Genomic DNA, 20,788 nt, shown 5'->3' with positions numbered 1-20,788 from the left:
GGGGCTTATGGGACTTATAGGGCTAATAGGGCTTATGGGTAATATGGGGCAAATGGGTTACATTCTTTGGAACCCTAGTCTCAGCTTCGGACCCTTCCGCTGGTACTCACTTTGCTGGCTGATAGGTCTGATGCTGGCCTACTTCGTGGTTAAGCGACTGTATAAAGAACAAAAGATCAAGGACGAGTTGTTCGATCCACTCTTCTTCTATTGTTTCATCGGCATTCTATTGGGTGCCCGTCTGGGACATTGCATCTTCTATCAGCCCGACTATTTCCTGACCTCTGGAAAGGGATTGGTTGAGATGTTCCTGCCCATCCATTTCCTGGCTGATGGCGGATGGAAGTTCACTGGCTACGAAGGACTGGCCTCCCACGGAGGAACACTCGGACTGATTATTGCCTTATGGCTCTATGTCAAGCACACCAAACTGAGCATCTGGCGCGTGCTGGACAATATCGCGATAGCCACAGGAACCACCGCCTGCTTCATCCGTTTGGGCAACCTCATGAACTCAGAGATTATCGGTAAGGTGACCGATGTGCCCTGGGCCTTTATCTTTGAGCGAGTAGATATGATGCCTCGCCATCCAGGACAACTCTATGAAGCCATTGCCTATGCCATCCTGTTTGGACTGATGTGGTGGCTACATAAGAAGATGCCACAAAAGATTGGCACAGGCTGGTTCTTTGGCTTCTGCCTCTTTTATATCTTCACCTTCCGCTTCTTCATTGAATACACCAAGGAGATTCAGGAAGCTTTCGAGGCATCTCTCCCACTCGATATGGGACAGATTCTCTCTATTCCCTTCATCGTTATCGGACTGGTTTGTATGTTTCGCAAACAAAAAACATATCTATAGTCAATGAAACGACTCGGCTACATCTTATTCGCACTGCTCTTGCAGTATGCTCCTGTTCAAGCTCAAGAACAAGAGGATACTGCTTATCAGCATATGCGAAAAGAGTACCTGAACTATTACAACAACCCACATGAGGAAAAAAAGTTCTATGAGTACTCTGAGAAGATGAAAGCCTACTATCTGGATCACAATAATCTGGATTCCTACTACAAGGTCAAAATCAACGAAGCCCTCTACGATACAGAACACGGCTATACCTACCGCGCTATTAAAAAAGCCAACGATATCCTGGACGAGATGAAGAAAGACGGCATCAAGCAGTATGACGTCGTCTACACCGTGTTAGGAACCATCTTTGATACGCGAGGCAGCTTCCGTATGTCTGAGAAATACTATATGAGCGCACTGGCGAGTGCCAATCCTGACGACAAGGGCACACTCATCAGCATCTATTCCAGACTGGCAGACCTTAAGTCAACACGCCAACCCAAAGAAGCCTGGGAATGGAATGAGAAATTTGGAGCACTCGCCATCGATATACCAGAGTATTACAAGGTTTATCTGGTACTGAAAGGACGAATCTGCTTCTTCCTTAACAATCATCGACTGTTCGACCAGACCTATGAGCAATTACAAAACCACCTGAAAAACTATCCGCATATCAATCACTACGGAGTAACTAGTATGGAGATGATGAAAGCGGTGTTTGACAAACACTACGAACGTGCGTTGCATATCATAAATACTGACACCATCCTCCACGATAACCTCTATCAGTATGACACTCGTATCAAGGCCTATGAAATGATGGGCCGTAGCGACCTAGCTTTGAAAGAAGTCAACAAACGGAGAGACGTCAGAGACTCACTGAATAGCGACATGATGTTCAATAACATCAATGAGATAAATGCCGAAATGGGTATTGCCAAAATCAACGAAAAAGCCGCTAAGGAGCGAGAGATGTGGTTGGCTGTTGTCATCATCTTGCTGGTGTCTGCCTTAGGATTGGTCATCTCCCGTTCACTGATGCGTCGCAAAATGGAGAAAAAGCTACGCCAACAGAACAAAGACCTGGAGGTCGCCCTGTCGAGAGCCGAGGAGTCTGACCGCATGAAGACATCCTTCATCGAACACGTCAGTCACGAGATACGAACACCGCTGAACGTCATTACAGGCTATGCCCAGATTGTTTCCAATCCAGACTATACGCTGAACCAGGAACTGCGTGACAAGATGCTCTCTGAAATCAATCACAACACGATGGAGATTACGGACATCGTGAACGAACTTTTGGAGGTAGCACAGGACGAAAGCAAGGAATACTACGTGAAAGAAGACGCTATTGCCGTCAACGAACTGGCTAAGCAACTGCTGGCATCAACAGAGAAGAAAAACCAGGGAAGACTGGAACTACGGTTCAGAACTGACCTCAGTGATGACTATACCTTTAAGTGCAACAGAGCAGCTGTCATCAAGGCCATTAACCCTGTGCTAAATAATGCCCTGAAATTTACCGACAAAGGAAGTGTGGAACTGTATGTCCATGAGAGTCCCGATCATGGCGTCGTACGATTCATTATTACCGATACAGGTATCGGCATCAGCAAAGAATACAGAAAGCATATCTTCGAGCGTTTCTTCAAGGTAGATCCCTTCAAACAAGGTTTCGGCCTGGGACTGACCGTCAGTCAGAAGATTGCCCAACTGCTGGGTGGAAGTCTGGAACTAGACAACTCCTATGAGCAAGGAGCCCGATTCATTTTTACCCTACCTGCCTGATACTATTTTCTTGATATCATTCAACTTGTTCAGCGCCTCCATAGGCGTCAGGTTATTGATGTCAAGACCAAGAATCTCATCACGTATCTGACAAAGTACAGGGTCATCCAACTGGAAGAACGAGAGTTGCATACCCTCACGGCTCTGGGCTATCTCAGCTGTCGGCTTGCCCACACTGCCCACTTGCGCATTCTCGCTCTCCAACTGTTTCAGAATAACGTTGGCACGCTTGACAATACTCTTGGGCATACCTGATATCTCTGCCACATGGATACCAAATGAGTGCTCGCTACCTCCCTTCTCCAACTTACGCAGGAAGATGACCTTGCCCTCTACCTCCTTGACGCTGACATTGTAGTTCTTGATACGCGAGAAGTTCTTCTCCATCTCGTTCAACTCATGATAGTGAGTGGCAAAGAGCGTACGAGCCTGTGCCTTCGGATGCTCATGCAGATATTCCACAATAGCCCACGCTATGGATATGCCGTCATAGGTAGAGGTACCTCGTCCAAGCTCGTCAAAGAGGACAAGTGAACGAGGAGTCACATTGTTCAAAATGTTGGAGGCCTCCGTCATTTCCACCATGAAGGTTGATTCTCCCGTGGAAATGCTGTCACTGGCTCCCACACGAGTGAAGATCTTGTCCACCAGACCGATTCTGGCACTCTCTGCAGGCACAAACGAACCAATCTGAGCCAACAGTACGATAAGTGCTGTTTGACGCAACAGCGCCGATTTACCTGCCATATTCGGACCTGTGATGATGATGATTTGCTGGCGTTCCTGATCTAACAGGATATCATTAGGCACATAATGCTCGCCAACAGGTAGCTGTGTCTCAATGACTGGGTGGCGTCCCTGCTTGATATCAATGATGTTAGACGAATCGATAATGGGACGCACATAGTGTTTCTCCTCAGCTGTCTTGGCAGCAGAGAGCAGACAGTCAAGATGTGCTATCTGATTGGCGTTCTGTTGCATCTGCTGGATGTATTTCTGGGCATCCATCACTAATGCGTTGAACAGTTGCTGCTCCAACGAGAGGATTTTATCCTCGGCACCCAGTATCTTTTCCTCGTACTCTTTCAGTTCCTGGGTGATATAGCGCTCTGCCTGAGCCAGTGTCTGCTTACGAACCCACTCCTGAGGAACTTTGTCCTTGTAGGTGTTGCGCACTTCCAGATAGTAGCCGAACACATTGTTATAGCCTATCCTCAATGAGGAGATGCCCGTTTCCTGAGCCTCACGCTCCTGAATCTGCAACAGATAGTCCTTACCACTATAAGCGATATGGCGCAGGTCGTCAAGTTCGGCATTTACCCCATCGCGGATAACACCACCCTTGGCTACAAGTTGGGGAGGATCATTCTGCACCTCCCTATTGATGCGGTCGCGAATCTCTTCACAAAGAAACAAGCGCTCCCCTACCCGTTTCAGACTATCGTTTTCTGCGTTCAGACAGGCTGTCTTGATGGGCTCTACGGCTTGCAGGGCAACCTTCAGCTGTACCATCTCACGAGGTGACACACGGCCTACAGCTATCTTGGAGACGATACGCTCCAAGTCGCCTATATGATGCAGGTGTTCGTCAATACACTCACGGAAAGCTGGTTCACGGAAGAAATAGTCCACGATATCCAGTCGCTCGTTGATGGGCTGTTCATCTTTCAGGGGAAAGACCAACCATCGGCGTAGCAGACGACTACCCATCGGTGATACGGTACGGTCAATGATATCCAATAGTGACTTACCCCCCTCCTGCATCGTACTGATGAGCTCCAGCGAGCGAACGGTAAACTTATCCAGACGCACATAGCGCTCTTCCTCGATCCGTGAAATGGAAGAGATATGGGCTATCTGCGTGTGCAATGTCTGTTCCAGGTATTGCAGGATGGCACCAGCGGCTATCACACCATTCTTCAAATGGTCCACACCAAAGCCTTTCAGCGATTTGACATTGAAGTGCTTGTATAGTTTCTGATGGGCAGTCTGCTCTGTGAACACCCAGTCGTCAAGCTCGAACGTGCAAAGACGGGTGCCGAAGTAACGCTCAAAGTCGCGACGACACTCACGGTCGTAGAGTACCTCCTTAGGTTGGAAGTTACCTATCAACTTCTCCACATAGTCGTAGGTGCCCTCACCTGTCAGGAACTCTCCTGTCGAAATGTCAAGGAAAGCCACACCACAGGCTGACTTCCCAAAATGGATGGAAGCCAGGAAGTTGTTCTCCTTATAGTTCAGTACTGTGTCGCTCATCGCCACACCTGGAGTCACCAGTTCCGTAATGCCTCGCTTCACCAGTTTTTTCGTCAGCTTTGGGTCTTCCAGCTGGTCGCAGATAGCAACGCGCTTACCAGCACGGATGAGTTTGGGAAGATAGGTGTCCAACGCATGATGGGGGAATCCAGCCATCTCGTCGCCCTTCGCCCCTGCCCCATTGTTACGATGTGTCAGTGTGATGCCCAGAATCTGAGAAGCCACTACGGCATCGTCGCAATATGTCTCATAGAAGTCACCACAACGAAACAAAAGTAACGCCTCAGGGTGTTTAGCCTTGAGGTCGAAAAACTGTTTCATCATAGGTGTCAGTTCCTTACCTTCTTTCTTTGCCATCTGCTTTTTAATTTTGACTGCAAAGATACAAAAAAATAAGCGAAGTACAAAATAATTTTGGTAGTTCTCGCATTTTTCCGTATCTTTGCAAAATAATTTAGAAAACAATAAAATACAAAGTATATGGAATACAATTTTAGAGACATTGAACAGAAATGGCAGAAGCGATGGGTGGAGATGAAGACCTATCGTGTGACGGAGGACGAGACGAAGAAGAAATTCTACGTTTTGAACATGTTCCCCTACCCCAGCGGTGCTGGTCTGCACGTTGGTCACCCCTTAGGATACATTGCTTCCGACATCTATGCCCGCTATAAGCGTCAGCAAGGCTATAACGTGCTGAATCCCATGGGTTATGATGCCTACGGACTGCCTGCCGAGCAGTATGCTATCCAGACTGGTCAGCACCCTGAGAAGACGACGTTTGAGAATATCAACCGCTATCGTCAGCAGTTGGACAAGATAGGTTTCTCGTTCGACTGGGAACGTGAGGTGCGCACTTGCGACCCCATCTATTACAAATGGACGCAATGGGCTTTCCAGCGTATGTTCAAGAGCTACTTCTCGCTCTCGTCACAGAAAGCTCAGCCTACTATCAAGCTGATTGAGCACTTCGAGCTGATGGGTACTGAGGACTGTCACGCCCTGGGTACTGAAGAACTGCATTTCACAGCTGCCGACTGGGCAGGCTTCTCAGAGAAGAAGAAGCAGGAGGTGCTGATGAACTATCGTATTGCCTATCTGGCAGATACGATGGTGAACTGGTGTCCGAAACTGGGTACTGTCCTCGCTAATGACGAGGTGGTGGATGGCGTCAGCGTTCGTGGCGGCTATCCCGTGGTTCAGAAGAAGATGCGCCAGTGGTGTCTGCGTGTTTCTGCCTATGCTCAGCGTCTGCTCGACGGACTGGAGGAAATTGACTGGACAGATTCGTTGAAGGAGACTCAGCGCAACTGGATTGGTCGTTCTGAGGGTACTGAGGTGGAATTCAAAGTGGCTGACAGCGACAAGCACTTCACTATCTTCACTACGCGTGCCGATACGATGTTCGGTGTCACCTTCATGGTATTGGCTCCTGAGAGCGAGCTTGTAGCCGAGTTGACCACTCCTGACCAGAAGGAAGAAGTAGAGAAATATCTGGACTATGTGAAGAAGCGCACGGAGCGTGACCGTCAGATGGATCACAAGGTAACGGGCGTATTCTCAGGAAGTTATGCCATCAATCCATTTACTGATGAGAAGATTCCCATCTGGATAGCAGAATATGTATTGGCAGGTTATGGTACAGGTGCCATCATGGCTGTACCTGCTCACGACTCTCGTGACTATGCCTTTGCCAAGCACTTCAACTTGCCCATCATCCCATTGATTGAAGGTGCAGATGTTTCTGAGGAGAGCTACGACGCTAAAGAGGGTATCGTTTGCAACTCAGCATCTGAAAAGTTCAGCCTCAACGGACTGACCGTCAAGGAAGCTATTGCTGCCACGAAGAAATACGTGACGGAGCAAGGATTGGGTAGGGTAAAGGTGAACTATCGTTTGCGTGATGCCATCTTCTCCCGTCAGCGTTACTGGGGTGAGCCATTCCCTGTCTATTACAAAGACGACATGCCTTATATGATTCCAAAGGAATGTCTGCCATTAGAGTTGCCTGAGATTGACGAATACAAGCCTACGGAAACTGGTGAACCCCCATTGGGACGTGCCAAGAAGTGGGCCTGGGATACAAAGACTGACAAGGTGGTCGACAAGTCGCTTATCGACAATAAGACAGTGTTCCCATTGGAGCTGAACACGATGCCTGGTTTCGCTGGAAGTTCAGCCTACTACCTGCGCTATATGGACCCCAAAAACGAGAAAGCTCTCGTCAGCCGTGATGCAGATGAATACTGGCGCAATGTAGATCTCTATGTAGGAGGTACTGAGCACGCTACTGGTCACCTTATCTACTCTCGTTTCTGGAATAAGTTCCTCTACGACTCAGGTTACTCTTGCGAGGACGAGCCCTTCAAGAAACTTGTGAATCAGGGTATGATTCAAGGTCGCTCCAACTTCGTTTATCGTATTGAAGACGAGGGAGCCGACAAGGGTAAGTTCGTCAGCTTCGGACTGAAAGACAAATACACCACCACACCTATCCATGTGGATGTCAACATTGTCAGTGCTGATGTGCTCGACATTGAGGCCTTCAAGGCTTGGCGTCCGGAGTATGAGAATGCCGAGTTTATTCTGGAGAACGGACAGTATAAGTGCGGATGGGCTATCGAGAAAATGTCTAAGTCGATGTTCAATGTGGTCAATCCTGACATGATCGTCGAAAAATATGGTGCTGATACGCTCCGTCTCTATGAAATGTTCCTGGGTCCTGTAGAGCAGTCGAAGCCCTGGGACACCAACGGTATCGACGGATGCCACCGTTTCCTGAAGAAGTTCTGGGCACTGTTCTATGGCAACACGCGTGAGAACCCTGAAGGCAAGCTTTTAATCGACTACAACCAACCTACGAAGGAGGCCTTGAAGAGTGTTCATAAACTCATCAAGAAGGTTACCCAGGATATTGAAGTATTCTCCTATAACACCTCTATCTCTGCCTTCATGATATGTGTCAACGAACTGGCTCAGCAGAAGTGCAAGAACCGAGATATTCTTCGTATTCTGGTTACGCTCATCGCTCCGTTTGCACCCCATATCGCAGAAGAGTTGTGGGAAGCACTGGGAGAGCAGGGTAGTGTATGCGACTCCAAGTGGCCTACCTACAATGAGGAATACCTGGTGGAGAACTCCGTAAAGCTGGGTGTTGCCTTCAATGGTAAGACACGCTTCGATATGGAGTTTGCTGCTGATGCTGACAACCAGACCATTCAAGATGCTGTGCTGGCTGACGAGCGTGCCACTAAGTACATCGATGGTAAACCTATTGTGAAGGTCATCATCGTACCGAAGCGTATGGTTAATATCGTACTTGGAAAGTAACCTTCTCTAAAAGATGACTATACAACACAAAATGATATGGAATGAAGCCAAGGACTATATGTTCATAGCCCTTGGCCTCGCCATTTACACCGTAGCCTTTACGGTATTCCTTATGCCCTACCAGATTGTAGCAGGCGGTGTAACGGGTCTGTCGGCTATCATCTACTATGCCACAGGCTTCCATCTTGAAAACACGTATATCATCATCAACGGACTGTTACTGATTGCAGCACTGAAAATACTGGGTGTCCGATTCTTGATGAAGACCATCTTTGCCATCTTCACCCTCTACTTCATGCTGATGTTTGCCCAGGAAATCATGCCTAAACAGGAAAATGGACTACCATTCAAACTGATGGGTGAGGGACAGGACTTTATGTCGATGATTATCGGTTGTGTAATGACAGGTATTGCTTTGGCTACCGTCTTTACCCATAATGGCTCGACAGGTGGCACCGACATCATTGCTGCCTCCATCAATAAGTTCCATCCTAACGTAACACTGGGCAATGTGCTGATAGCTGCTGACTTCTGTATCATCGGCTCTTGTATGTTCTTCCCCCAGTTTGGCACCTATATGGAGCGTGCCCATAAAGTGATGTTCGGCTTCTGTGTGATGGCATTGGAGAACTACACACTTGACTATGTGATGAACGCCCGCAGACAGTCCGTACAGTTCATGATTTTCTCCAAGAAATGGCAGGAGATAGCCAATGCTATTGGTACTACGATGAATCACGGCGTCACCATTCTCGACGGACACGGATGGTATACCGGACACCAGATGAAGGTACTTTGTATTCTGGCGAAGAAGAATGAGAGCATCAACATGTTCCGACTCATCAAGATGATAGACCCCAATGCCTTTGTCTCGCAGTCAAGCGTTATTGGTGTTTATGGTGAGGGATTCGATGAGATGCACGTTAAGATTAAGGAAGATAAGAAAATGAAAATTGTTTTTGCCACCAACAACCTCAACAAACTCACAGAGGTCCGCAAGATATTGGGCAACGCGTTTGAAGTGCTCTCGTTGAATGACATCAAATGCAACGACGACATCCCGGAAAAAGGACAGACACTGGAAGATAATGCCAGACTGAAGGCTGAATACATCTACAACAAGTACCACATCAACTGTTTTGCTGACGACACAGGACTTGAAGTAGAAGCCTTAGGAGGCGCTCCTGGCGTCTATAGTGCCCGTTATGCCTCTATGGGTGAGGAACACGCCCAGTCGCACGATTCTGGAGCAAATATGACGCGTCTGTTACGCGAATTAGAGCAAAAAGACAATCGTAAGGCACGTTTCCGTACCATCATCGCATTGATGATAGACGGCAATATCACCACCTTCGAAGGCATCGTCAACGGTGAGATTATCCGTGAGCGTAGGGGAGGGGAGGGCTTCGGCTACGATCCTATTTTCAAACCAGAAGGCTATTCACAGACTTTCGCTGAAATGGGTACAAACATCAAGAACCAAATCAGTCATCGTGCACGAGCTACTCAAAAATTGGCAAATTACCTGAAAAAAGTCAAGATATGAAGAAACTGATTGTTGCCCTGCTGTTATGCATTATCCAGCATACATTATGTATTGCCCAAATAGGTACTTGGCGCAATTATCTGGCGTATGACGACATACAGCAGATACAAGCAGCGGGCAACTATCTCTTCGTAAGAGCCTCCAATGCGCTCTACCAATACAACAAACAAGACCAGAGCATTGTCACTTACGACAAGACTAACGGACTCAATGATACCGATATCACACAGATACGTTGGTGCCAGCAAGCAAAACGCCTTATAATAGTCTACCAGAACTCGAATATCGACCTGATAGATACTGAAGGCAATGTCACCAACATCAGCGCCTTGTACAACAAAATTATGACAGGCGACAAAACGGTCAGCAGTATCCGTATAGACGGTGTCTATGCCTATCTTATTTGTGGTTTTGGCATTGTCAAGATGAACGTACAACGGGCAGAGATTGCCGACATCTATACTCCCACTCAACCTAACTATCCGCAAATTCTGCCTGACGAAGACAATAGCGACTACGACAAATACATCGACTTAGTAAAAACGCTGAAACCAGGAGGTCCGAAATATAATTCTATGGGGACACTCAAGTTTATCAACAACAGACTTTATACCTGTAATGGTGATTTGAATGGTACGCCTGCTTCCTTACAAAGACTAGAGAACGACAAATGGACAGTCTTTGGAGATGAAAGCATCAAGAATACTACTGGAGTAGAATACCTGGGTTTAGTATGTATCGAGGAAGATCCAACTGATAAAGAACATATCTTTGCCGGAGGCAGAAATGGACTCTATGAATTTAAGAACGGTAAGTTTTTAAAGTTCTATAACCATAAAAACAGCCCTATTGAATCTGTCTTTTCAACTATCGATCCTGAATACGAGTTCGTCACTGGATTGTTGTTTGACCCACAAGGCAACTTATTGGTGATGAATAGTGAAAGCCATACACACTGTATTCTAAAATTAAAAAACAATGGAGAATGGCTTAGCTTTAACCATCCTGAACTACTGAAATACAACGGTATTGGACTTCCTAATTTAAGCCAGCTGATGTATGATCATCAAGGATTAATATGGTTTGTAAACAATAACTGGACTCTACCTGCACTATACTGCTATCAGTCAGAAAACGATGCCATAAAAGCATACGAGAACTTGGTGAATCAAGACGGAACAACTATCAATGCGCAAGATGGTGTACGATGTGTAGCAGAAGACGCGGAACATAATATTTGGGTAGGTTCGAGTGGTGGACCATTCATGCTGGAACGTAAAGAGATAAACAATAACGGAGGAGTCTTTACACAAGTAAAGGTACCTCGTAATGATGGTACGGACTATGCTGACTATCTGCTGGCAGGCATTGACATCATGTGTCTGGCAATAGACGGAGGTAACAGAAAATGGTTTGGTACGAATGGTAATGGTGTCTATCTGATCAGTTCAGATAATATGAAAGAAATTCATCATTTCACCAGCGAAAACAGTAAACTGCTTTCAAATGTTGTGAAGTCAATAGCCATCAATCCAACCACAGGTGAAGTATTCTTTGGTACAGATAATGGACTTTGTTCCTACTTCAGCGACGCCACAAAGCCGAATACTGAAATGACTAAGGATAATGTATGGGCTTATCCTAATCCCGTAGAACCAAGCTATACTGGTCCTATCACTGTCACTGGACTTTCCTTTGACGCTGATGTCAAGATACTTTCTTCAAATGGTGTCGTTATCAACGAAGGTCGTAGCAATGGAGGAACCTTTGTATGGGACGGATGCGACAAAAAGGGTAGGAGAGTAAACAGTGGTGTATATATGGTTGTCACTGCTACCAATAATGGTGAAAAAGGTACAGTATGCAAAATAGCTGTTATCAGATAGAGAGAATACACTGGATAGATGTAGCACGAGGTTTCTGTATGATAGCCCTTGTACTTTATCACACAGAATCATATTATATCGATACTTATCATGTTTTCCAATACAACTGGTGTTCCAATTTCCTGAAGACATTTTTTTTCTTGTCGGGCTATCTATTGTATAAAGAAGGTATAGAATATGATGAAGATTATATAAGCCATAAAACAAAACGCATCATTAAAACGCTCCTTATCCCATACTTCGTATTTACCCTTATCCTGATTCTTCCGAAATGCTATGCCCATAGTCTGGATATCCAAGAAGCACTCATGAATATCATCGCCGGAAAAGCCTCTTGGTTTATCACTACACTCATTCTGTCAGAGCTTTTATTCATCACTATTCTACGATGGAGCAAGAACAAGGTATTGATGTTGGCGCTGACAAGCATTCTGGGACTCGCTGTTGCATTAATTTTAAGCAAGACTACAATTCATAACCCTTGGTGTTTTCAGCAGTCCTTAGCTGTTTTTTGTTTGCTCTTTTTAGGTTTTGTCTTTCATCAATACGAACAGTATTTTCGTCATCTCAACTGGACTTATGTATTACTATCAACAGCTGTATTGATTGTCATACTGAAGGTTATAGTTGAAAAGGAAAATATAGTGTTGAATATTTATCCCTTAGAAATCAGTAATCTGACGTTCTATTTTATGGATACCATAGTTGGTATATCACTTATTATCGCTATAAGCAAACTGATTGCTAAGAACAAATTGTTAGAATATACTGGCAAATTATCTATCATCATCTATTTCCTTAATGGTGGTGTTTCAGTCATTACCAGCAGAATCATGAATCAGGTAGGTTTTTCATATGATGAACAATACTTTAGAGTTATTATTCTGTTTTTCATTAACTACCTGATAGTACTATTTGTTTCTCACATGATCTATCAATACCTTCCCTTTATGATAGGTAGAAATGAGCAGACAGCAAAGTAATATTGCAACAACGGCAAAAAGCACATTGCCAATGATGGCCTGTTCTAACGATTGTAAGTTGAAATGAAACACAAAAAGTAAAATACCTTTTATCAGAGAAAATACCATTAAATGGAAACCACAAATAAGCAATGTATTCCTACCAATATAATTGATAAAAGTAGATTTTACCATTTTTGTCAGGTAAACACATAGACACATCATCATATATATACCAGACAAGGCACCCACAAAAAACAAAAGATAATGGTTGTAGTAATTGATGTGCATATATATTCGCCCATTATAACTGGCTACCAGAATGGTTATCACAAATGAAATGATAAACCCTAAAAAATGATTCTTTAATAATTGATATTGGTTACAAAGATAACCTACTCCATAAAATACAATACCTACAACAGCTGTACCAAGTGAAAAAGGCAGCAAGATAGGATTATAATGATAGTTCAGATATCCTACAAGTGCTAAGAAGCCAAGTATATAGCCTATTTTACCTACACTTGAATGTTGTATAATAAGATAGAAAACAATCTCTACGATAAACAAACACAACAGGAACCAAAGAGGCACATTATGTATCATTTCATTTCCATTACCTAGCAGAAAACCTATCATTGGCTGATACCACGTTATAGCTATTTCACTGTCTGCACCATAATGACGGAAAACGAATAACCAAAGAAAATAAGTAAACAGGTTGATGAGAAAATATGGAATGACCAGTTGATGGAAGCGTCGGACCATAAAACCATTAAATGTAGGATAACGCTTGATATCAAATAGGTATCCAGAAAGGAAAAAGAACAATGGCATATGAAAGACATATATCCAATCCGTTATTTCGCTTTTTAATGGAGTATGTGCAAGGACTACCAAGAATATTCCTATAGCCTTAGCATAGTCTATAAAATTAATTCTTTGCCCCATATCTTATCTGAAAATATTTTCAGGATGATTCAAGAAGCTGGAGTATATATCACCTGCATCTAATATAGAGTAGAATAGAAATGAGGTGTTATATGCCTTGTCTTTATTTTGCTCTAAATGACTTATCTTATCAGGATAAAGCGACTTGAACTTGTCTGAATACCACACAAAACCTCCTGGATAATGCTGTGCTGGCCAATCACCGTCACCATGTGTATAATGACCATCCTCACCTAAATTTTCTGAATGATCGGACAAATAGATAAGAATAGCATTACGATGTCGTAATTCATTGATTAACAGGTGCCAGATATAGTCAGAATACAGAATGGTATTGTCGTAAGCATTGATGATTTCTTCGTGACTATTGGATGAAACTATCTTGCTTTGGGTAACAGGATTATATTTTTTGAAACGCTCAGGATAGTGATTGTTATAATACCAATGGGAACCAACCGTGTGAACCAACAGAAACTGTTTTGCTAAACCATTGTTCAATACTTTCTTATAATGAGGCAGAATATCTTCATCAAGCCACTTGCTGAATATAAACAACGACTTTCCATTGCTTACATTTATCAACGTATCACATTCGTTCATAAAATATACGAAAGTATTGATAGACTCTTGGTTAGCTAACCATGTAGTCTTAAATCCGGCCTTCTTGAACAAACTGATAAAAGATCGCTCTTCATATCCTATATCAGGATGTTGGTGATCTGCACGTGTCAGTATGTAAGGCACGCTCTCATGTGTATATCCATATTCTGAATAGATATGTGACAAGTTGATAAGGTTCTTTTCTTTGCAAATATATGGAGTAGTATTTCTTTTATATCCATTGATTTGCATATTCTTGGCTGACAATGATTCTCCTAAGACGAACACAACGGTAATAGAGTCACTTTTACATTGTACTTTCTCTTGGAAATCCGGACGCGTTTCAGCTATAAGACGTTTGTTTTCAAAATAACTCTTAAATGAATAGTAGATAGAGTAGGGGGTATGTCGCACTAAGGGCTTCGAAATCGTGTAATTACTATCTATAAAAAACAACAAAAGGAAAAAGGCTATCAACTGTAGAAAGCCATATTTCACCTTGATATGCTTGAATCTGTATATAACCGTCAGAATAGAGAGCAATAAAATGATGATTATCAACAGTACCAGTTGCCAGGAAATGGCATCAAAGCTGGTACGGAAATCATTTATTAATGCTAAATCTATCACCATCTGAGTCAGTTCTACGTGAAAGGTAAGCTTATAATAAGACAACACACTACATAGAACAGACAATATAGGAAAAGTAACAGCAAATATATATTTATTGACAGAAAGAAAATACAGCAGAACAGCTGTCATAGCTACCATATATCCCCATCTAAGAGACACTAAAAAAATGTCTTTTATACTGCTGACAGGGGTATCTATAAAGTCTATTAAAATAAAAGTGAAACCATAGAATAGTGTCAATAAGAATACAAACACTATCAATGATTTCACTTTTGTTTTCTGCATCATCATTTCTTGCAAAGTCATTTAACTCAGCTCCAGCATTCTCTCTATAGGTTTCACAGCTTCTTTGGCTATCTCTGGATCAACCTCTACGCTGGGCCATTCGTATTTCAGACAGTTGTAAATCTTCAAGAGGGTATTCATCTTCATGTAATTGCATTCGTTACAGCTGCATTCCAGGCCGCTCTCGCTGATTTCAGGAGGCACAGGGATAAATTCCTTGTCTGGACAAGTTCGTTGCATCTCGTGCAGAATACCGGCCTCTGTGGCGACGATAAACTGACGTTTGTCACTCTGCTGGGCGTAGTTCAGCATCGTTGCGGTGCTACCTTTCACATCTGCCAACGCCAACACAGGACCCTTACACTCCAGATGAGCCATTACTACTGCTTCAGGATACTGCTTCTTCAGTTCTGCCACCTTGCTTACTGAGAAGCGCTCATGAACGTGGCATCCGCCATTCCATAACAGCATCTGGCGACCTGTCACCTCATTAATATAATTTCCCAGGTTATAGTCAGGACCGAATATCAGCTTCGCATCCTTAGGCAACTGGTCGACTACTTTCTTCGCATTACCACTGGTCACCACCACATCCGTCAAAGCCTTGACAGCTGCTGTGGTGTTGACGTAAGACACTACTTGGTAGCCTGGATGTTCTTCCTTGTATTTCTTCAGATCTTCTGCCTTGCAGGAGTCAGCCAGTGAACAACCTGCATTCAGGTCAGGACAAAGCACTGTCTTGTCAGGAGAAAGCAGCTTACAGGTCTCAGCCATGAAGTGTACACCACACATCACCATTACCTTGGCATTTGTCTCTGCTGCCTTGCGTGCCAAAGCCAGCGAGTCGCCAACGAAGTCGGCTACATCCTGTATATCGCCTATTGTATAGTAGTGAGCCAGAATAATGGCATCTTTCTCTTTACACAAACGACGAATCTCTGCTTTTAAGTCAGTTCCTTCTGCTACAGGCTCATCAATGAATCCCTGCTCTTTCCACTCAGTTTTCAACATCATTTTATTATTTTATTTTCTTTCTTTTTTCTTTTCTTTTGAAAAATGATAAGGATGATACGGTGTTGATATGTGCAAAACTTTTCAGGCTTTTTCTTGCCAGATTGTTTATTCACTCATAATTCGGCGTTTTAAACATCCATTGTGGATACTTACTTTCTGATTATTAGATTGATAAGTAGTTTATCCACATTTATCGTTTTCGGTGCAAAATTAATAAGTTTATATCTTTTTCGGGCGAAAATTGGTGGAAAAGTGTGTGATAAGCCTGTATTTTATGCTTTTTATTCACACATAAGCGGGTGCTGTTGGTATTGTTTTCAGGTTATGCACGCGTTTTCCACGAGTTATGCACACGTTATCCACAATTTTTTCGTACCTTTGTAGACGAATTATGAGAAAGGTCAGAACAATAGAAATGCAGCGCCTCACGGTTGAGGAGTTCCGCGAGGCTGAGAAACTACCTTTGGTAGTGGTGTTGGACGATGTGCGCTCCATGTATAATATAGGTAGTGTGTTTCGTACCAGTGATGCGTTTCGTGTAGAGTCAGTTTATCTCTGTGGTATTTGTCAGACGCCACCTTCTACGGAAATTCACAAAACGGCATTGGGTGCTGAGGAGAGTGTTGACTGGAAATACTTTAATTCGGCATTGGAAGCTGTCGACGAACTGAAAAAAGCGGGCTATACGGTCTTTTCAGTCGAACAGGTGGAACATAGTACCAAACTGCAGACGTTCGTGCCTCAGCGGGGCTTAAAATATGCCGTAGTGCTTGGAAACGAAGTGAAAGGTGTCCACCAGGAAGTAGTAGATGCCTCAGATGGTTGCTTGGAGATTCCCCAGCTGGGTACGAAACACTCCATGAATGTCTCCGTTACTGCCGGCATTATCATCTATAAGTTTGCCGAATCGCTCATCCTCCGATAATTTGTCTTTAGTCCGTCCCGACGGACTGCCAGTCCGCTCGGCTCGGACTGAGCGTCCGAAGCCTACGGACTCGCGGCTACTATTAATACACAAGGTTATGGGAAAATAACCTTGGGTTATTTCGTAATAAGGGTACCTTATTGGAGAATAAGCGTTCCTTATTTGCATCAGAAAAAAAGTTTTTTCGATTTTACCCTCACACCCTAACGTCATCCCTCTCAAATGCCGATGTACAGGGCGTTTGAACCACGTTACCCTTTTTCATTCTCCCTCACGTCTCCCTCACATTCTGGGTAACCTATTACATTTTGAGCCTCAGAATTGCAAAATGTGACCCTCCAGAGGCAAAAACGTTAGGGAGACGTGAGGGAGAATCCTTTGTCCCTAACGTGCTCAAACGCCCTGTATATCGTGGTTTGACGCAAAAACGTTAGGATGTAAGGGTAAAATCGCAATTCCTATTTCTCCGAAAGTAATTTTCGTTACTTTCGGAGAAATTAATTTTCTATTCGGAGTATTTAAAATTCTATTCGGAGTAATTCAAGTAGAAAGATAGCCCTAAAACATCTAATATATTATTTTTTTTCGGTAATTTTTTTTTGGTAATAATAATTGCTATCCATGCTGAAGGTCAAGTGCAGAGCATCACCTCGTCAACTTTTAATAGGAAGCATCGTCTGCGCTCACCAAGTTCTACACAGTCAGCAGCCTTCAAACTATTGGAGTACGACCTTATAACACGCAAGGAGAAAACCTAAGTACACAGTGGAACCGACCCCGTTGTGCACTAGTTATTCAGATATAACCCACTTGCCATCATTGTCCTTACCTTCACGTTTCAGGACACCAAGCTTCTGCATTGCAGAAAGATCGCGTTCGATGGTGCGCTGGCTCACCGACAAAGTCTCCGACATTTGTTTGCCGGTGATTGTCGGAGACTCTTTGATGAGATTGAGGATTTTCTGCTGACGCTCAGTGAGTTTCGTCTCCGACATGTCTCCGTCATGGTCTCCGACATTCGGGGTGTCGGAAGAGGCAAAGATGATGGTCTGAAATTGGGTTGGAGTAGATTTGAACACAGGCTTCAGTTCGTCTTTATAACCTTCCAAAGCTTTAGTCTCATTACAAATGCGTGTGAGTCCGCTACCTCGTTTCTCCATATAGTCAAGTTGAGCCATCACGTTTGCAAGAATGGGATTGCGCCTTTCAGAAGACACATCTTTGATGTCCAAATCCTGTATCAGCATTCCATTGTACATTCCTCCAGGTGATGTAACGGTGAGTCGGTCATCGTAAATGTCAAGATGCACTTCACTCCCCATCACTGTGTAGTCACGATGGATGAAATGGTTTACCATTGCTTCAAGAATTGCACGTTCCGCATATTCTGGTTTGTTCTTTCTTCCATCAGGCAGTTTCTCCCAACCTTTCTTTGTGTTGGATTTCACAAAGTTCATGGCTTCACGGAGCAGCATGAGGACATTGCCTGTAAACTCCGCATCGTTGATGGCGTCGTTCTTTTCCTTTCCATCCCATCGTGTGCAGTATAGGCGAGATTGCCACAATGGGCAGTCATCAGCAAACAATGCACCCGCATTCGTTAGGTTCCCTGTGCCAGTTACCAGTCCAAACGACAAGAGATATTTCTTGTCCCATTCTTGTTTGGTGCGATCTTTGAACGAGTTCGCCAATATCGTAAAGGAATAGTCCTCTGCTTTATAGTCTGTGTGAAGGGAATCGTAAGTTTTGTTGGAACCTTTCAGTACCAAGCGTACCATTTGCTCTGCCGTGGCAGGAAGACTCTCATCACCGACACGGACAAATGCAATACGCTGACCATCCCCAACATAGTAATATGGGGTATAATGCCCTGCATCGACTTTGAGTTGCAAGATATGTAAACCATCTATATTATGGGGAATCATCTCTACCTCTGGCAGAGGATCCATATAGTCACGAATCTTACTACTGATAGCTTCGCAAACATGCTGCACATCATCAAGTCCTTTGATGATGCCATCATTATCAATGCCAAAGAAAAGGGAACCGCCCAAGCCATTGGCAAAAGCGCTTACACTTTTCAGCCAACTCTTAGGTTTCTTCTCTTCAAGCATCACCTTGAAATCGTATGCCGTACATTCCGCTATCAGACTATTCAAATTCATTTGGCAGCTAATCTTACATTTTGGTTGCAAAGGTACATATTTTAATCGATAATGAGGCATCTGTTTACTATTTCGTGCGTAGTTTAAGCAAAATTTGTCTAAAACAAGGCCGTGGTATAACAAAAAGAAACGATCTGTGTTGAAAAATGACTACCAGCGTCTCGTGAATGTTATAGTGTTACCCCAAAAAATCACTATCTTTTAATGGAAGGCAGGTTATTGGTATCAGATGACAAAGCATCCCTGCTCGAAATAGAAACGGGCGGGGATGCTCCTGAGTGATAATAAAAACTATTTCACTACGACCTTCTGGCCATTTATGATATTAATACCCTTCTTGGGCTCGGACAGGCGCGTGACAGTGTACCTGTCCCTAGTGTCCTAGTGTCACGGTTGCAACGAGGGCAAGCAGGATGGTGATGATGGTTTTCTTGTTCATTGTTTTACTTCTCCTATTAATTTTGTTGTTGTTTTGATGATACATTTTCAAATTATTTACGTACCTTTGCTTCCGAAAACAATAAAACGTTATGGACTATGACATTCTTAAATCAGTTTCACAAGGAAGTGACGGAGCGCAAGATGCGGAAAATAGCCGAATCGCAGCAATCGCCGATGAACTCCGTCGACGCAGCAAACTATATGAAGCGCAACATGGAGATGGCCAGCCACATGTAAGCCCTTTCGAAATCGAACAGCGCATCACCGAATCGTTTGCCAAGGAGCACGGTCTGTGGATACCAATAGATGCCGTGTTCGATTTGGGAACACCGGGACCGAGTGGGAACGAGAATGACACATACGTTTCTAATGACATAATCTACAAGGTCAATAATCTTTTAAACAGCGGTAGTATCCTTCGGCTTTTAGATAAGGTTAGGATGCACAATGAGATATTCCCTGACACTTACTATCGACTCCATGCCTTTACGGGTTTCGACGGCCGGACCGTTATGCCTATTATGAAACAAGATCTCGTAAAGAATGCCGAACCTGCGCCACAGATATCCATCGACACGTATATGGCAGCCCTTGGCTTCAACCATGAGAATGCTGTTGGTCGCTATTCCAACGGTACCTTTATCGTCTGGGACTTGATTCCCCGTAATGTCCTTGTTGACCGCGATGGCGACATCTTTGTGGTCGATGCAGAAATCAAGCGCATTTGATGTACCTACCACTATAGCGAGTGCGAGCAGGATGGTGATGATGGTTTTCTTCATAAAGAGTGCTTAATTTGTTCTTTTCAGTCTTACTATCTTATCTATACCCTTAGGGCTGCGGAACTTAAACAGCGCTTCCTCGTCTTTACGCTCCATCAGCATGTAAGTACAAATATCCTTTATAGAGATTCCATTTACTTCTATCAGGTAATCACCTGTACGGATACCTTTCTTATAAGCTATTGACCCCTTACGAATGACGGCTTTGAGAACTCCGAGTGTGTCGCCTGCCTCTGAAGGGATAAATGAGGCGCTGCCAGTCTCGCTATTACCGACCGTGATATCCTGTCCGTTATGAGGCATAAATACGAACTGCTTTTTGGGAGCGTCAATAATCAATGAGGCATGTTTCAATACTGCGCTCCCTACTC

General features: G+C 43.9%; 16 protein-coding genes. 10 read left to right on the top strand and 6 right to left on the bottom strand.

Annotation, left to right across the window (positions count from 1 at the left end):
• Window positions 1-7 precede the first annotated feature (7 nt).
• Window positions 8-862: a prolipoprotein diacylglyceryl transferase gene (lgt, locus tag BLU47_RS09725; RefSeq protein WP_369796975.1), complete on the top strand. Its 855-nt coding sequence runs from the start codon at window positions 8-10 to the stop codon at window positions 860-862.
• Between the two features lie 3 nt (window positions 863-865).
• Window positions 866-2,641 (top strand): sensor histidine kinase, encoded by a 1,776-nt coding sequence (locus BLU47_RS09720; RefSeq protein WP_091961826.1) that lies wholly within the window; start codon window positions 866-868, stop codon window positions 2,639-2,641.
• Here BLU47_RS09720 and mutS read toward each other — a convergent pair.
• On the bottom strand, window positions 2,630-5,254 hold the full coding sequence (gene mutS, locus BLU47_RS09715) for a DNA mismatch repair protein MutS (protein WP_091961824.1): 2,625 nt from the start codon (window positions 5,252-5,254) through the stop codon (window positions 2,630-2,632). The genes BLU47_RS09720 and mutS overlap by 12 nt on opposite strands.
• Window positions 5,255-5,377: 123 nt before the next feature.
• Between mutS and leuS the strand changes: the two genes are divergently transcribed.
• From leuS to BLU47_RS09695, 4 genes are read left to right on the top strand one after another with little or no spacing between them, the layout of a single operon-like run.
• A complete protein-coding gene (gene leuS, locus BLU47_RS09710; protein ID WP_091961821.1) occupies window positions 5,378-8,227 on the top strand; it encodes a leucine--tRNA ligase in 2,850 nt (949 codons plus the stop codon).
• A gap of 13 nt (window positions 8,228-8,240) precedes the next feature.
• The gene (locus BLU47_RS15185) at window positions 8,241-9,773 is read left to right on the top strand and encodes a non-canonical purine NTP diphosphatase (RefSeq protein WP_091961819.1); all 1,533 of its coding nucleotides are present in this window, start codon (window positions 8,241-8,243) and stop codon (window positions 9,771-9,773) included.
• Window positions 9,770-11,659, top strand: coding sequence for a type IX secretion system anionic LPS delivery protein PorZ (locus tag BLU47_RS09700; RefSeq protein ID WP_091961816.1), 1,890 nt, complete (start codon window positions 9,770-9,772; stop codon window positions 11,657-11,659). Before BLU47_RS15185 ends, BLU47_RS09700 begins: the two co-directional genes overlap by 4 nt.
• Window positions 11,635-12,642, top strand: coding sequence for an acyltransferase family protein (locus BLU47_RS09695; RefSeq protein WP_091961813.1), 1,008 nt, complete (start codon window positions 11,635-11,637; stop codon window positions 12,640-12,642). Before BLU47_RS09700 ends, BLU47_RS09695 begins: the two co-directional genes overlap by 25 nt.
• Here BLU47_RS09695 and BLU47_RS09690 read toward each other — a convergent pair.
• From BLU47_RS09690 to nadA, 3 genes are read right to left on the bottom strand one after another with little or no spacing between them, the layout of a single operon-like run.
• A complete protein-coding gene (locus BLU47_RS09690) occupies window positions 12,571-13,572 on the bottom strand; it encodes an acyltransferase family protein (RefSeq protein ID WP_091961811.1) in 1,002 nt (333 codons plus the stop codon). The two genes, BLU47_RS09695 and BLU47_RS09690, sit on opposite strands and share 72 nt — an antisense overlap.
• Before the next feature lie 3 nt (window positions 13,573-13,575).
• Window positions 13,576-15,093: a phosphoethanolamine transferase gene (locus BLU47_RS09685; protein ID WP_176780535.1), complete on the bottom strand. Its 1,518-nt coding sequence runs from the start codon at window positions 15,091-15,093 to the stop codon at window positions 13,576-13,578.
• 18 nt (window positions 15,094-15,111) lie between these two features.
• Window positions 15,112-16,101: a quinolinate synthase NadA gene (nadA, locus tag BLU47_RS09680; protein WP_091962115.1), complete on the bottom strand. Its 990-nt coding sequence runs from the start codon at window positions 16,099-16,101 to the stop codon at window positions 15,112-15,114.
• A gap of 394 nt (window positions 16,102-16,495) precedes the next feature.
• Between nadA and BLU47_RS09675 the strand changes: the two genes are divergently transcribed.
• Window positions 16,496-17,029 carry an RNA methyltransferase gene (locus tag BLU47_RS09675; RefSeq protein WP_091961806.1) on the top strand — a complete coding sequence of 178 codons (534 nt, stop codon included), beginning with the start codon at window positions 16,496-16,498 and terminating at the stop codon, window positions 17,027-17,029.
• A 599-nt stretch (window positions 17,030-17,628) separates the two neighbouring features.
• Window positions 17,629-17,787, top strand: coding sequence for a hypothetical protein (locus BLU47_RS14800; RefSeq protein WP_176780534.1), 159 nt, complete (start codon window positions 17,629-17,631; stop codon window positions 17,785-17,787).
• A 33-nt stretch (window positions 17,788-17,820) separates the two neighbouring features.
• Here the strand turns inward: BLU47_RS14800 and BLU47_RS09670 are convergent, their stop codons facing one another.
• Window positions 17,821-19,194 (bottom strand): ATP-binding protein, encoded by a 1,374-nt coding sequence (locus tag BLU47_RS09670; protein ID WP_091961803.1) that lies wholly within the window; start codon window positions 19,192-19,194, stop codon window positions 17,821-17,823.
• A 537-nt stretch (window positions 19,195-19,731) separates the two neighbouring features.
• On the opposite strand from BLU47_RS09670, the gene BLU47_RS15180 reads away from it, so the two are divergent.
• Together BLU47_RS15180 and BLU47_RS14795 are read left to right on the top strand one after the other, a co-directional pair.
• A complete protein-coding gene (locus BLU47_RS15180; protein ID WP_255402159.1) occupies window positions 19,732-19,872 on the top strand; it encodes a hypothetical protein in 141 nt (46 codons plus the stop codon).
• 11 nt (window positions 19,873-19,883) lie between these two features.
• Window positions 19,884-20,363, top strand: a complete 480-nt coding sequence (locus BLU47_RS14795) for a putative polyvalent protein kinase domain-containing protein (protein ID WP_255402158.1) — start codon at window positions 19,884-19,886, stop codon at window positions 20,361-20,363.
• A gap of 63 nt (window positions 20,364-20,426) precedes the next feature.
• Here BLU47_RS14795 and BLU47_RS14790 read toward each other — a convergent pair.
• A partial coding sequence (locus BLU47_RS14790; RefSeq protein ID WP_255402149.1) for a PDZ domain-containing protein occupies window positions 20,427-20,788 on the bottom strand: 362 nt, incomplete at its 5' end.

It is taken from the genome of Prevotella sp. tc2-28 (assembly GCF_900107705.1).
Lineage (GTDB): Bacteria > Bacteroidota > Bacteroidia > Bacteroidales > Bacteroidaceae > Prevotella.
This window is presented reverse-complemented; position numbering and strand designations above follow the sequence as displayed.